13 protein-coding genes are annotated in these 13,199 nt (G+C 65.9%); 10 read left to right on the top strand and 3 right to left on the bottom strand.

Translation table 11 applies throughout. The annotated features are described in order from the left end of the window. Complete coding sequence (locus AC1MH0_RS15640; protein ID WP_480963518.1) at positions 1–666, bottom strand: HAD family hydrolase; 666 nt, start codon at positions 664–666, stop codon at positions 1–3. A 548-nt stretch (positions 667–1,214) separates the two neighbouring features. On the opposite strand from AC1MH0_RS15640, the gene AC1MH0_RS15635 reads away from it, so the two are divergent. The 4 genes from AC1MH0_RS15635 to AC1MH0_RS15620 all read left to right on the top strand — a co-directional run bounded on the left by AC1MH0_RS15635 (position 1,215) and on the right by AC1MH0_RS15620 (position 3,846). Further along, positions 1,215–2,387 (top strand): zinc-dependent alcohol dehydrogenase, encoded by a 1,173-nt coding sequence (locus AC1MH0_RS15635; RefSeq protein ID WP_480963517.1) that lies wholly within the window; start codon positions 1,215–1,217, stop codon positions 2,385–2,387. Positions 2,388–2,464: 77 nt separating this feature from the next. Next, on the top strand, positions 2,465–2,926 hold the full coding sequence (locus tag AC1MH0_RS15630) for a hypothetical protein (protein WP_480963516.1): 462 nt from the start codon (positions 2,465–2,467) through the stop codon (positions 2,924–2,926). A gap of 84 nt (positions 2,927–3,010) precedes the next feature. Further along, positions 3,011–3,520, top strand: a complete 510-nt coding sequence (locus AC1MH0_RS15625; RefSeq protein ID WP_480963515.1) for a ferritin-like domain-containing protein — start codon at positions 3,011–3,013, stop codon at positions 3,518–3,520. 74 nt (positions 3,521–3,594) lie between these two features. Continuing rightward, positions 3,595–3,846, top strand: coding sequence for a hypothetical protein (locus AC1MH0_RS15620; RefSeq protein WP_480963514.1), 252 nt, complete (start codon positions 3,595–3,597; stop codon positions 3,844–3,846). Between the two features lie 21 nt (positions 3,847–3,867). On the opposite strand, the gene AC1MH0_RS15615 is transcribed toward AC1MH0_RS15620, so the two are convergent. After that, positions 3,868–5,994, bottom strand: coding sequence for a phosphocholine-specific phospholipase C (locus tag AC1MH0_RS15615; RefSeq protein ID WP_480963513.1), 2,127 nt, complete (start codon positions 5,992–5,994; stop codon positions 3,868–3,870). A gap of 348 nt (positions 5,995–6,342) precedes the next feature. Between AC1MH0_RS15615 and AC1MH0_RS15610 the strand changes: the two genes are divergently transcribed. The 5 genes from AC1MH0_RS15610 (at position 6,343) to AC1MH0_RS15590 (ending at position 10,709) form a co-directional block, all read left to right on the top strand. Continuing rightward, positions 6,343–7,779, top strand: a complete 1,437-nt coding sequence (locus AC1MH0_RS15610; protein WP_480965764.1) for an NAD-dependent succinate-semialdehyde dehydrogenase — start codon at positions 6,343–6,345, stop codon at positions 7,777–7,779. 167 nt (positions 7,780–7,946) lie between these two features. Continuing rightward, entirely contained in the window at positions 7,947–8,237 is a 291-nt protein-coding gene (locus tag AC1MH0_RS15605; RefSeq protein WP_480963512.1) for an I78 family peptidase inhibitor, read from the top strand. 10 nt (positions 8,238–8,247) lie between these two features. Then, positions 8,248–8,622, top strand: coding sequence for a hypothetical protein (locus AC1MH0_RS15600; protein WP_480963511.1), 375 nt, complete (start codon positions 8,248–8,250; stop codon positions 8,620–8,622). A gap of 171 nt (positions 8,623–8,793) precedes the next feature. After that, on the top strand, positions 8,794–10,278 hold the full coding sequence (locus AC1MH0_RS15595; protein ID WP_480963510.1) for an ABC transporter substrate-binding protein: 1,485 nt from the start codon (positions 8,794–8,796) through the stop codon (positions 10,276–10,278). 5 nt (positions 10,279–10,283) lie between these two features. Further along, positions 10,284–10,709 (top strand): DUF4112 domain-containing protein, encoded by a 426-nt coding sequence (locus AC1MH0_RS15590; protein ID WP_480963509.1) that lies wholly within the window; start codon positions 10,284–10,286, stop codon positions 10,707–10,709. Between the two features lie 135 nt (positions 10,710–10,844). On the opposite strand, the gene AC1MH0_RS15585 is transcribed toward AC1MH0_RS15590, so the two are convergent. Continuing rightward, the gene (locus AC1MH0_RS15585) at positions 10,845–12,299 is read right to left on the bottom strand and encodes a L,D-transpeptidase family protein (protein ID WP_480963508.1); all 1,455 of its coding nucleotides are present in this window, start codon (positions 12,297–12,299) and stop codon (positions 10,845–10,847) included. 170 nt (positions 12,300–12,469) lie between these two features. Between AC1MH0_RS15585 and AC1MH0_RS15580 the strand changes: the two genes are divergently transcribed. Next, complete coding sequence (locus AC1MH0_RS15580; protein ID WP_480963507.1) at positions 12,470–13,195, top strand: endonuclease/exonuclease/phosphatase family protein; 726 nt, start codon at positions 12,470–12,472, stop codon at positions 13,193–13,195. Positions 13,196–13,199 lie beyond the last annotated feature (4 nt).

Raw genomic sequence — 13,199 nt, 5'->3', positions numbered from 1 at the left:
TCAGCGTCCCAGCGGCGAGGTTGCGTAGTCGGCGAGCAAGGCCGCCACGTCGTCGTAGATCGCGATCGCGCCTGCCGACTTGAGTTGTTCGTCCTTGAACTTGCCCGATCGGACCGCGACCGCGGCGATCCCGCATTTTGCCGCCGCCTCGATGTCATAGGGCGTGTCGCCGACGACGATCACCTCGGCGGGATCGATCCCCGGCAGCTTCTTGAGCGCGGTCGCGAAGATGTCGGGCGCGGGCTTGGTCTTCTCGACGTCGTCGCTGCTCGTCGTCGCGGCGATCAGGTCGCGTGCGTCGAGCAGGTCTATGTAATGGTCGAGTTCTGCCTCGGAGGCCGACGATGCCAGTACGACCTGCTGCCCGAGACCATGCGCGTGGGCCAGCAGGTCGTGCGCCTGCGCGAACGGCTTGGCGGTCTCCAGGTATTTCGCCTTGAAGATCGCGCCGTGCGTGTCGCCGAGCTTCTCCTGCTGCGCCTCGTCCGCGTCTGGCAGCAGCGTCGGCACCAGCATGTCGGTCCCCTTGCCGATCTGGTCGTGGATCACTTGGCGGTCGAACGACGCGCCGACGGTCGCGAACGCCTCCTCCCAGGCGAGGACGTGCATGTCGTTGGTGTCGACCAGCGTACCGTCGATATCGAAGAGAATGGCTTTGATCTGCATGAGGTTATCCCGGGCCTGAAATCGTGCACCCGCCCGTCGGAACGCCGCAGCGCCATTGGAGACGTAGCGGGCGAACGGCGTCGACATGGTGCGATGACGTCCTAACGGTCCACACTGCGAATTGGCCCCGGCGTCCGCAAACTTGGTAGGGCAATCGCCGTTGCGCAGAGGAAGCCGCAGCATCAATGTCGCAACCGCAACGATGTTGCAAAGCGATCAAGATCGACAAGTCCTTACGATCTATGGACTTTCATTGTGGTATCTGGATTTAGTTTAAGTTCATCGATATTGATCACAATCAACATGAAATTTTAACTGCGGATATTGGCGTGACGCAGGAACGATGACGCCACTTTGATCGCTATACTCCCCGGGATACGTTCACGCTGACGGCGACGACGCGGAAACGTCGCGGCCGAGACTTTGTGGCGACAGTGCATAGTGTTGAGGATGATCAGGCGGCGTTTGCGCCATTGCCGAGTCATGTCTGACGCGATGTCATGTCGTGCGTGAGCACTACGCTGTAATTCTATGACGGAGATCTTCTGATGCGCGCACTTGTTTGGCATGGAAAAGGCGATGTTCGGGTCGATACTGTTGCAGATCCCGAGATCAAGCATCCGCGCGATGCGATCATCAAGGTTACGGCCTGCGCGATCTGCGGGTCCGATCTGCATTTGCTCGACGGATACCAGCCGACGATGCAGGCGGGCGACATCCTGGGCCACGAGAATATGGGCGTCGTCGTCGCGCTCGGCTCCGAAGTCACCAATTTGAAGATCGGCGACCGCGTGGTCGTGCCGTTCACGATCAGTTGCGGCGATTGCTTCTTCTGCCGCAAGGGGCTGTTCTCGGCGTGCGAGCGGACCAATCCGAACGCAGAGATGGCGATCAAGGCGATGGGCCATTCGCCCGCCGGCCTGTTCGGGTTCAGTCACATGCTGGGCGGCTATTGCGGTGGTCAGGCCGAGTATCTGCGCGTGCCGATGGCCGATATCGGTCCGATCAAGGTGCCCGACAGCGTCACCGACGAGCAGGCGCTGTTCCTCTCCGACATCTTCCCGACCGGCTACATGGCCGCGGAGAATGCGCAGATCGAGCAGGGCGATACCGTCGCGATCTGGGGCTGCGGCCCGGTCGGTCAGTTCGCGATCCGCTCGGCACTGATGCTGGGTGCCGGCCGCGTGATCGCGATCGACGAGGTGCCCGAGCGTCTGGCGATGGCCGAGGCGGGTGGTGCGGAGACGATCAACTTCGCCGAGGTCGACAGCGTCTATGACGAGCTCCAGTTCCGCACCAAGGGCCGCGGTCCCGACAGCTGCATCGACGCGGTCGGCGCAGAGGCTTCGGGTCATGGCGCGATGGATGCGGTGATCGACAAGGTGAAGGCGGCGACGTTCCTCGCCACCGACCGCGTCCACGTGCTGCGCGAGGCGATCATGAGTTGCCGGATGGGCGGCACGGTGTCGATCCCCGGTGTCTATGTCGGGATGGGCGACAAGATCCCGATCGGCGCGATGATGAACAAGGGGCTGACGATCAAGACCGGCCAGACCCACGTCCAGGCCTATACCAAGCCGCTGCTCGCGCGCATCGAGGCTGGCGACATCGATCCGAGCTTCGTCGTGACGCACCCGGCCAGCCTTGAGGATGCACCCGAGATGTACCAGAAGTTCCGCGACAAGCAGGACGGCGTCATCAAGGTCGTGCTCCGGCCGTAACTCCGTCCCGGCCCGGTCCGCTCCGGATGAGCGGACCGGGCTGGTTTTTGATCCGCTACATTCAGAAGGACGTACCGATGAGTGACAAGGTTCATACTCCCGTTCCCGGCAATCCAGCGAGCAAGGGCGCCCCAGACGGCGTTTCCAACTCGCCCCGCGGCAAGGAGGGCGCCGACGTTCACGGTCGCAGCGAAGGCGGCGAAAGTGGCGGCGGGTCCTACCCCAATCCGCATGCCGGCAAGACCGAGACTAACACCGGTTTCATGGCGCATGGCGGCCAGACCGACATCGCCTATCACGGTGGCGGTCAGGCCGGCGAAGACGGTGGCAGTGCTGCGAACGGCGTTGCAGGCTCGGGCGGCGGTGACGGCACGACGATCGCCGCAAACCCCGATGCGGATCGCGAGCCCCATGCGATCGCTGACGGGGGTACGATCGAGGTCGTCGAGACGTCGGGCATCGCCGAAGCCGAGGCCAACGGCAAGATCGGTACCGATGCCGACTACGAGGACGAGCAAAAGCAGCCCGGCGCCGGCTAATATCGCCACGTTTCGATCCGCCTTCCCCGCAATTCAAAGCCAGCCGCCGCGCATCCCGCTCGGTGGAGTCATAAGGATGATCCCATGTCTGCACCCGAAGATCTCCAGGAAATCTACACCGACGAGCTGAAGGATTTGTGGTCCGCGAACGACCAGATGAAGAAGGTCCTCAAGAAGATCACGTCGAAGGCGAGCGACGCATCGCTGAAGGACATGCTGACCAAGTCGCAGGCGGATATCGAGACGCATACCGACCTGCTCAAGGAGCTAATCGCGTCGAACGACGAGAAGGTCTCGAAGGAGCATTGCAAGGGCATGGAAGGCCTCGTCGCCGAAGCCACCAAGCATATCCTTGAAGAAGGTCCCGAAAAGGGTCCGCTGCTCGATGTGATGATCATCGCACAGTATCAGCGGATGACGCATTACGGGATCGCCGGGTTCGGCACGGCGACGGCGTACGCGAAGGCGCTGGGTCTCAAGGACGACCATAAGAAGCTCAGCGCGGCCACCAAGGACATCTACGGTGGCGACGAATATATGACGAAGCTCGCCGAGACGACCGTCAACATCGACGCCGAAGACGAAGACGAGTGACCTCGAATGCCCGCCGGCATGCAGTCGGCGGGCATCCGCATCCCATAATTTGCCGGACGGAAGAGACGAGATCCATGACAACCTATCCGCTGAGTGAGCCAGCCACGATCTACCGCACCGACAAATCGGGTGGGGAGTGGAAGAGCGTTGCGCGCGGGTCCTTGGCCGACTGTGCCGACATTCTGGCCGGTTGGTCGTTGGAGGATCGCGCTACGGTCGAGATCGAGTTGGACGACATGGCACTGCGCTATGGATCGGACGAGATGGAGGAGCTTCTGAAGTTCCTGCGCGAGGAAGACGCCGATCGGAAGTCTCCCGCCGGATGACGCGTTAGCGGCTGTGCGGTCTTATTGGCCTCGGTGGACCGACCAGGTCGACGCGTGCGTGTCAGGCGGAAATGGATCGCTGCACGTGATCCGGCCTGGCGCATCGACGCGACCGGACACGCGACGCCGAAATCGGGGAGCCGTCGTTGTGGACACCGTGACGTCGTACCACCCGAAACTGTCGCGGAGAGGCCAGCGATAGCGTGTTTCGGCCAATGGTATCACCTTGGGCGGCATGCCGATCGCCGCAACGCTCGCCACCAGGCCATGATCGCGATGGCTGCCGGGCAGTCGCAGAACGAGATCGTCCGCGGTGGTGATCCACTGCATCCGGTACAGGTATGCGGGATCGTTTCCGCTACCAGCGAAATGGCGGTGGAAGCCGTTCGGGCCGAGCACCCACAGATCGTAAACGCCCGCGTCGTCGAACGGCCACCGCCCGTCCAACGCGTGCCCGGGCTCTACGGTGAAGCGGCGCGGCGTTAGCGCCAGAGCGGTGCGGTCGTAGACGTGGAACACCGCCGCCTGCGTCCCTTCCGTTTCAAAGCGCAGATGGAGCGCGCGAGCCGCGATCCTCTCGCTGACGGCCAAGGCATAGGGCAGTGGACGAGCGCGGCGGATGCCGGGTTCCTGCCATGGGTGCAGCGACCCGGCTGGCGCCTGTGGGCTTATCTGCTTGGGGATCGCTGCGGCCCGGACGGCATCGGGCCGCGGATCGGGCATCGCGGCGAACGGCGCAGGGTCGACGGCGGTAAAGTCGAACGCGGACGTCAGGTCGCCGCAGACCGCGCGGCGCCACGGTGCGATGTTGGGTTCGTGGAAGTCGAACCGGCGTTCGAGGAAGCGGATCACCGAGGTGTGATCGAACACCTGCGAGTTGACCCACCCGCCCCGGCTCCACGGCGAGACGACGTACATCGGCACGCGCGGGCCCAGCCCATACGCCCGGCCGCGATAGGCAGGAAGATCGAGCGCGGCATCGCTTTTGCTCGGGTGGAGGTGATAGCTGCCCTCGAGATCGACCGTCGATCCGCCGAGCAGCGTGCCGTCGGCGGCATGCGAGGGTGGCGCCGGCGGCGGGACGTGATCGAAGAAGCCGTCATTCTCGTCGAACATCACGAGCAGCACGGTTCGCGCCCAGACCTTGGGGTCGGCGGTCAGCGCGTCGAGTACGTCGGCGGTATAGGCGGCGCCTTGCGCGGCGCTCGATGGACCGGGATGCTCGGAGCCTTTCGCGGTGGCGATGACGTAGGACACTTGCGGCAGCCGCCCGCCGAGCACGTCCGCGCGCAACACGTCTAGGCCGCGGGTCGTCAGCGCGCGTTCTCGTAAGGCAGGATCCCCATCACCCCGGTGCGCATCGCGAAACGCTGCGAAGCCGACCAGCGGGTTGTCGGTGAAATTGTCGGCCATGTCCTGGTAGATGCGCCAGTCGACACCCTTCGCCTGCAACCGCTCGACCACCGTCGTCCAGCGATACGGATCGGCAGCGCCGCCGTCCGCGGGGAAACTGTCGTGCGAATTGCCGATCGCCGGACCACCCAGCGTGCCGCCGGGATCGTTGGTGCCGCTCCACAGGAACAGGCGGTTGGTGTTGGTGCCGGTCTGGACCGAGCAATGATACGCGTCGCAGACCGTGAACGCCTCCGCGAGCGCGAACTGGAACGGGATGTCCTCGCGACGATAATGCCCCATCGCGCGCTGGCTCTTGGCTTCGGGCCAATGCGCCATCCGACCGTCGTCCCACCCGCGTTGCGCATCGGGCCAGCTATGCGGCGTGCCCTCCATCCGCATCAGGTCGAAATTCGTCCGCGTGGCGAGGTGGAACGGCAGGACCGTCCGAGCACCGTTGGGGGCGGTTCGATCGCTTTGGTACCAGACCGGCGCCGGCTTCGTCGCATCGGCCGCCGACGGGACCGGTATCGGCAACCGGTCCGCAAACCCGCGGACGCCGCGCAACGACCCGAAATAATGGTCGAAGCCGCGATTCTCCTGCATCAGGATGACGACGTGCTCGACATCCATGATCGAGCCCGTCTTCACCTCGGGTGCGATCGCCGCCGCCCGCGCGATCGCCGCGGGAAACGCGGACAGCGTCGCACCGGACAGGCCGGCGGCGAGCAGCGTGCGACGAGAAACTTCTGTCATGGCCACGATCCGAATGATGACGCGCACGATCCGCAAACGCGTGGGATCGCACAAGATACTGTGCGCCTGCTCCGTATGCCCGATGCGTGTCATGTACGTGACACGAGGCGTCGCACGGGGCCGGGCCTCCGCACCGATGATGGGCGCGACGATCGCATCGCTCCGGTTGAGCCTGGGGACCCGCTGCCATATGCTGCGATCGCCATGCCGGGCGATCCCGACATTTCGCTCGATCGATCCGGCGATTGCCACGTACGATCCCTCGATTACGCCTTGGGTCTTACCGCGGCGGCGATCGACGACGACATGACGGTTCAGCCGAACGCGACGCCAACAACGGAGACGATTATGACCACCGCCTATGACACCAAGCTCGGGCTCTACATCGCCGGCGAATGGCTGAGCGGCGGCGGTCGCGAGACTCGCGACGTGCTGAACCCGGCGACCGGTGCGGGACAGGCGGCGTTGCCGCTCGCCAATGCCGCGGACCTCGATCGTGCGCTGGAGGCGACGCAGCGCGGCTTTATCGCATGGCGTGCGACCCCGCCGGAAAAGCGTGCCGCGATCCTGGTCCGGACCGCGCAACTGCTGCGCGAGCGCGGCGATCACATCGCGCGTATCGCTACGCTCGAGCAGGGCAAGATCCAGGCAGAGGCGAAGGGCGAGGTCGCGTTTGCCGCCGCGCTGCTCGATTTCCATGCCGCCGAGGGCTTGCGCGTCTATGGCCGCGTCCTGCCCCGCCCATCGGGAACGCGCAGCCTGGTCCTGCACCAGCCGGTCGGCCCGGTGGCGGCGTTCTGCGCGTGGAACTTCCCGATCATGAACGTCGTGCGCAAGATCGCGCCGGCAGTCGCGGCCGGTTGCTCGATCATCATCAAGCCATCCGAGGAAACCGCGGGTAGCGCGGTCGAGGTCATGCGCTGCTTCCAGGACGCGGGGTTGCCCGGTGATGTCGCTCAGTGCGTGTTCGGCGTGCCGGACATGGTGTCGCGCCACCTGCTCGCCTCGCCGATCACGCGGAAACTGAGCTTCACGGGGTCGGTGCCGGTCGGCAAGGCGCTGATGAAGCTGGCCGCCGATACGATGATGCGGACGACGATGGAACTGGGCGGGCACGGCCCGGTGCTGGTGTTCGACGATTGCGACCTGGAGAAGACGCTCGATACGCTGGTCGCGCACAAGTTTCGCAACGCCGGCCAGGTCTGCGTCGCGCCGACGCGGTTCCATGTGCAGGACGGCATCTACGACCGGTTTGCCGCCGGTTTCGCCGAGCGGACACGCGCGCTGAAGATCGGCGACGGCATGGATGCGGCGAGCCAGATGGGCCCGATGGCCAACGCCCGCCGTCCCGATGCGATCGCCGAGCTGGTCGGCGACGCGACCGGGCACGGCGCCAAGCTGCTCGCGGGTGGCGACTATGGCGGCCAGGGCGGGTTCTTCTTCCAACCGACCGTGCTGGCCGACGTCCCCCTGTCAGCGCGCGCGATGAACGAGGAGCCGTTCGGCCCGGTCGCGCTGCTCAGCCGGTTCGCGACGGACGAGGACGCGGTGACCGAAGCCAACCGCCTGCCGTTCGGGCTGGCGGCGTATTGCTTTACCGAGAATGGCCGTCGCCAGAACATGCTCGGCGACGCGATCGAGGCGGGGATGATCGCGATCAACAATGTCCGGCTCAGCTATCCCGACAGCCCGTTCGGCGGCGTGAAGGAGAGCGGGCATGGTTCCGAGGACGGTCCAGAGGGCATTGCCGCGCATCTGGTCACGAAGGCCGTGCATATCAGCTGACCGGATGGTGCAAGGCCTTCCGCGGACGGTCGGCCTTGCAAGCCGTTGCACTGGATACCGGGGCACGCCCCCGCCCGTTCGCTCAAGGCTATCCGCTGTCGGCACCGTCTACCGTTCAGGTTCGGCTCCCTAATCAGGGCGCGGCTTATGGTGACGGGGATGTGACGATGACGACGATCAAGGGAAGCATGCTGGTGTCGGTGCTCGGGCTAGCGTGCCTCGGAGCCTGCGCCTCGATCGGCACGAACGACCGGGCGAGTACGAGGCTATGCCGCGCCGATACCGCCGCGGCGCTCGTCGGGCAGGCCGCGCCTAGCGACACGGATATTCTTCGCCGGACGGGGAGCGCCGTGGTCCGTCGGCTCGCACCGGGCGATCCGATGACGCGCGATTATCGGCAAGAGCGCGTGACCGTCATCGTCGCGGACGGCCGGGTGGTTTCCGCATCCTGTGGTTGAGCGCGCAGTCTTGATTCGAGCGGCTATCTGGGCATTGGCCGGGACGTTCGTCACCGGTTGCACGGCGCATGTCCCGGTCGAAGGTCCGATAGCGCTCGGGCAGACCGCGTTCGTCGACGGACCGAAAGTGCGTGCGGACCGGGTCATCGAAGACAGTCGCTGCCCGGTTGATGTGCAGTGCGTCTGGGCGGGACGGCTCGTGGTGCGCGCGACCGTCATGGGCGGCGGCTGGTCCAGGCAGATCGATCTGACGCTCGGCATGCCCGTCAACGTCGCGGACGGCGCGCTGACCCTGGTCGCGGCCAGCCCGGTGCGGCGCGTGGATGCTCGTCCCGCAAAGGACAGCGCCTATCGCTTCACCTTCGAATTTCGAGGCGGCCGGTAACGTTGCGAGGCGTTTATCGGGTGGTACGCGGTGCCCTCTGCGTTGCCCCGCGGGACGTCCGGGCCTACACCGTCGAGGATGCTGACGTCGACGTTCCACCAGATTCTTTTGCTGCGATCGGACTCAGGCGGTCGGCCCGGTTTGCGACCGGGCGTTGAACGCAGGCGACGCTTGCGGCTTACGGCGAGCGTTGCGCTATTCGCCGGATGCGCGGGGCTGGCCGCGTGCGATCGGCGGCCGGATACCGGCGCGGTGGTCGTCAGTGCGATCGGCGGCGTCCCGCATGTCGCCGATGCAAGCCGGGTCGCGCTCGACACCCCTGCCCGCCTGCTGATGGATTCGACCGCGCAGGGGCTGGTGCGGTTCGATGCCGCGGGACAGATCGAGCCGGGGATCGCCGAGCGCTGGATCGTGATCGACGGCGGGATGAGCTACATCTTCCGCCTGCGCGAAGGCGACTGGGGCGACGGTACGCCGGTGACCGCCGAACAGGTGGTGACGATGCTCCGGCGACAGATCGGCGGCCCCGATACCGCACGGGCAGCAGCGGGTGCACGCAATCCGCTCGCCCCCTTCCTGACCGCGATCGACGAGATCGTCGTGATGACGCCGCAGGTGATCGAGGTGCGGCTGTCACGGCCCCGCCCCGACCTGCTCAAGCTGTTCGCGCAACCTGAACTCGCGTTGCTGCGGCTTCGACCGACCGGCGGGACCGGACCGTTCCGCGTGGCACATCGCGGTCGTGCACCGTTGCTGCGCCCGGCGTTCGATCCCGGCCAAGCCGATCCCGACGACCAGCGCGAGGCAAAGCCGCAGGAGGACGTCCGGCTGATCGGCGAGCGTGCGGCGCGGGCGATCGCGCGCTTCGCCAATCGCGACTCCGATCTGGTGAGCGGGGGCAGCTTCGTCGACTGGCCGTTGCTGGCGGCGACCAGTATCGCGCCGGCGAACATCCGCGTCGATCCGGCGGTGGGGCTGTTCGGACTGGCGATCGTCCGGCGCGACGGGTTCCTGGCCGATGCCGCCAACCGCGCCGCCGTGTCGGAGGCGATCGATCGGTCGGCGGTGACGGCGGCGGTCGCGCCGAACTGGGACGCGGCGGATCGCATCCTGCCGGATATCCTCGACTCCGCCTCGTTGCCGCAGGTGCCGGCATGGACGCTGCTGACGCAGGACGAACGTCGCGCCGCCGCGCGTCAGCGGGTCGCAGGCTGGAAGCAGCAGATTCCGGGACCGATCGAACTGCGGATCGCGCTTCCCACCGGGCCGGGGGCGACGTTGCTGTATGCGCAGGTCGCGGCGTCGCTGATGGCGATCGGGATCGTCCCCCGGCGGGTCGGGATCGACGACGCAGCCGAGCTGAAGCTGGTCGATGCGGTCGCGCCCTATGACAGCGCGCGCTGGTATCTGGCGGCGGCCTGCGTCGCGTGCGGCGATGCGGTACGAACGGCATTGGAAGCGGCACGCGAGGCGCCGACGCTCGCCGAACGCGGCGCGAGGATCGCCGCCGCCGATGCCGCGATGAACGAGGACGTGGCGTTCATTCCGTTGGCGCGGCCTCTGCGATGGTCGCTGGTCTCCACACGCCTCAGCCAATGGCAGGCGAATACGCGCGCGTGGCACCCGTTGAACCGGTTGCGCGCCGATACCAACTAGGGTCCATGAACCCGCGCACCACCCGCATCGCCCCCGGCGAGATCTTCCAGACGCTGCCGCTCGGCAAGGATGCGTTGTCGGTGCGCCGCCGCGTAGAGGCGATGGAGCGCGTGATGGAGGGGTTGTTCGTCATCCCCGGCACCAACCGCAAGGTCGGCATGGACGTAGTGCTCGACCTCATCCCGTTCGCCGGCAGCACGATCGCGGCGGCGGTCGGCGCGTGGATGGCCTGGGAAGCGCGCAACATCGGCATGTCGAAGATCCAGATGGCGCGGATGTTCGGCAATGTCGGGATCGACTGGGTGTTCGGGATGATCCCGTTCGTCGGCGCGATTCCGGATTTCTTCTTCCGCTCGAACACGCGCAATTTGCGGATTATCAAGCGTCATCTCGACAAGCATTATCCGTCGACGACGACGCTTCAGGGGTAAGACGCTCTATAGGGGTCGTTCCCACGGAGGCGGGAACCCATACTGGCTGACTGCACGAATGACCCCGAATATCAGCCGGTATGGATCCCCGCCTGCGAGGGGATGACTACCAAAGGCATAGATTAGGTCAGGCTATTACGGCCCGACGTCGGCATCACGCGCCGCCGGCTTGTAGCTCGCACTCGTTCCAAGCCCCAGCGCGACCGCGACGCGGTCGTTCCAGCCATAGGGATCGGCGCGGATGACGGGCTCGCCCGCATCGTCGAACAGCACGGTCTGGTACAGCAGACGCACCGGTATCTCCTTCGGCAACTTGACGAACGTCTCCTTGCCGGTCGCGCGAGCGGCATGCCACTGATCGGTCACGCCCTCGTCCTTTGCGAGCAGCTCGGCAAACCCGAGCGCATCCTCGACGCGGACGCAGCCATGGCTGCGCTGGCGCTGGATCTCGGCGAACAGCTGTTTCGCGGGCGTATCATGCAGATAGATCGCGTGCTCGTTGGACATGTCGAACTTGACGAGGCCCAGCGAGTTCTTCGGCCCCGACTGCTGGACCAGCCAGCCGTTCTTCCACGCCAGGTTGTTGGCGCGCAGATACCCGGCGCCCTTGCCCGCCGTCTCCTTCTTCTCAACCGAGCGCGGCACCGTCCAGGTCGGATTGGCGACGAGGCGGAAGATCGGCGACCCGAGCTGCGGCGTTTCCTTGTCGGGCTCGCCGACCACCACCTTGCGGCTGTCGACCAGTTTGCCGTCGCGCCAGTAGCTCAGCCGTGCCGCCGCGAGATTGACGTCGATCCGCGTGGTGGGCGCATTGCGATCGAGCCAGCGGAGCCGCTCCATGTTGACCGCGATCGCGCGTGCGCGGTCCGCGTCGGACAAATTGAGGATGCCGAGCGCCGCGCTGCCGATCATGCCGTCCGGCTTGATGCCATAATCGGCCTGCATCTTCTTGATCGCGAGGATCATCGCCGGGGTCAGGCGATCGCCTTGCGCCGCCGCCTTGTCGAGATAATCGAACACAACGAGCTGGTGCGCGATCGCAGGCACGCGCGGATCGGCTTCGCCCGGCTTGATCGGCTTGCCCGTGTCGGGGATCGCGGACGCCGGAGTCTGCTCCCATTTCGGCGTCGCGAGATAGGCCTTCGATAGGCGCGCGTAATTCTCGTCCTGCGGCGCCAGCCCGGCGAGCCACTTGCCGACATCGCCGGCTTGAAGCGCCGCGGCGAGCCCTCGCCCAAGATCGACCTGCGGGCGGGGTACGGTATAGACGTCGAACAACTTGGTCGGATCGGTCGCGCCCTGCGACAGCGCCTTGCCGTATGCCAACGCAGCCTTGGTCAACGCGTCGTCGCCGGCACCGGGTTGCGCACTCGCATCGAAGCTCATCCGGTCTAGGCCGTGAGCGCCGCGCGCCGCGATCGCCTTGCGCAACTGCCCGGCGGTGGTCGTGGTCCACCCGGTCGGGGCAGCCGCTGGAGCCGCCGCCGCCGCGGGCTGCTGCGTGTTCGAGGCGGTCGTCGTTTTCACCTCGCATGCCGAGAGTGCACACGTCATCGCCAGCAGCGATGCACCGATCAAACCAAGACGCACCAGCAATTCCCCCACAATCTGGACATACAACGCTCGGGTGTCGGTCTCCGCTCCACGACGGAGGAGCGGAGACGTAATTCTTCCACAAGATCGACCGCCCGTGCCTTTTGCATGTCACGTACCGTCATTCTGCAACCCGGATCGCGCCCGTCGCGTTATAGGGCCCACGCATGATCAAGGTCGCCAGCTACAATATCCACAAGGGCATCGGGCTCGACCGTCGGCGCAATCCCGAACGCGTGGTCGAGGTGCTGCGCGAGATCGATGCCGACGTGATCGCGCTCCAGGAAGCGGATCGGCGCTTCGGGGCTAAGGCCTGCGTGCTGCCGCATCACCTGCTGGAGGAGCATAGCGACTGGAAGCCGGTCGACTTCGGCCTGCGCGCGCTCAGCATGGGCTGGCACGGCAATGTCATCCTGGTGCGCAAGTCGGCGCGGGTCGTCGACAGCGAGCCGCTCCACCTCCCTTCGCTCGAGCCACGCGGGGCGGTGATGGCTGACGTCCAGTTCGCGGGCGGCATGTTGCGCGTGCTCGGCATGCATCTCGATCTGTCAGGGCTGTGGCGGCGCAAGCAGGCCGCCGCGATCATGAACCATGTCGATACCTGTGCGCAGGCGCATCCGACCGTGATGATGGGCGACCTCAACGAATGGAGCGCGGGCGCCGGGTGCCTGCGCGATTTCGGCCGCGACTATGCGTTCGCCGAGACAGGAGCGAGTTTCCATTCGCGGCGTGCGGTCGCTCGGCTCGACCGGATCATGGTGTCGTCGGACTTGAACGTGGTCGAGTGTGGCGTCCATGCCAGCCCGGCGGCACGGAAAGCCTCGGATCACTTGCCGATCTGGGCTATTCTGGAAACGAAGACACCGACGAACCGAGCCGGCGCCACCGGATAAACCC

It is taken from the genome of Sphingomonas sp. AP28, from assembly GCF_056680455.1.
This window is presented reverse-complemented; position numbering and strand designations above follow the sequence as displayed.

Excerpts from the sequence above, each read along its gene's own strand:
- AC1MH0_RS15640 (WP_480963518.1), bottom strand. The coding sequence starts at position 666 with ATGCAGATCAAAGCCATTCTCTTCGATATCGACGGTACGCTGGTCGAC.
- AC1MH0_RS15615 (WP_480963513.1), bottom strand. The coding sequence starts at position 5,994 with ATGACAGAAGTTTCTCGTCGCACGCTGCTCGCCGCCGGCCTGTCCGGT.
- AC1MH0_RS15610 (WP_480965764.1), top strand. The coding sequence starts at position 6,343 with ATGACCACCGCCTATGACACCAAGCTCGGGCTCTACATCGCCGGCGAA.
- AC1MH0_RS15630 (WP_480963516.1), top strand. The coding sequence starts at position 2,465 with ATGAGTGACAAGGTTCATACTCCCGTTCCCGGCAATCCAGCGAGCAAG.
- AC1MH0_RS15620 (WP_480963514.1), top strand. The coding sequence starts at position 3,595 with ATGACAACCTATCCGCTGAGTGAGCCAGCCACGATCTACCGCACCGAC.
- AC1MH0_RS15635 (WP_480963517.1), top strand. The coding sequence starts at position 1,215 with ATGCGCGCACTTGTTTGGCATGGAAAAGGCGATGTTCGGGTCGATACT.
- AC1MH0_RS15580 (WP_480963507.1), top strand. The coding sequence starts at position 12,470 with ATGATCAAGGTCGCCAGCTACAATATCCACAAGGGCATCGGGCTCGAC.
- AC1MH0_RS15605 (WP_480963512.1), top strand. The coding sequence starts at position 7,947 with ATGACGACGATCAAGGGAAGCATGCTGGTGTCGGTGCTCGGGCTAGCG.
- AC1MH0_RS15625 (WP_480963515.1), top strand. The coding sequence starts at position 3,011 with ATGTCTGCACCCGAAGATCTCCAGGAAATCTACACCGACGAGCTGAAG.
- AC1MH0_RS15590 (WP_480963509.1), top strand. The coding sequence starts at position 10,284 with ATGAACCCGCGCACCACCCGCATCGCCCCCGGCGAGATCTTCCAGACG.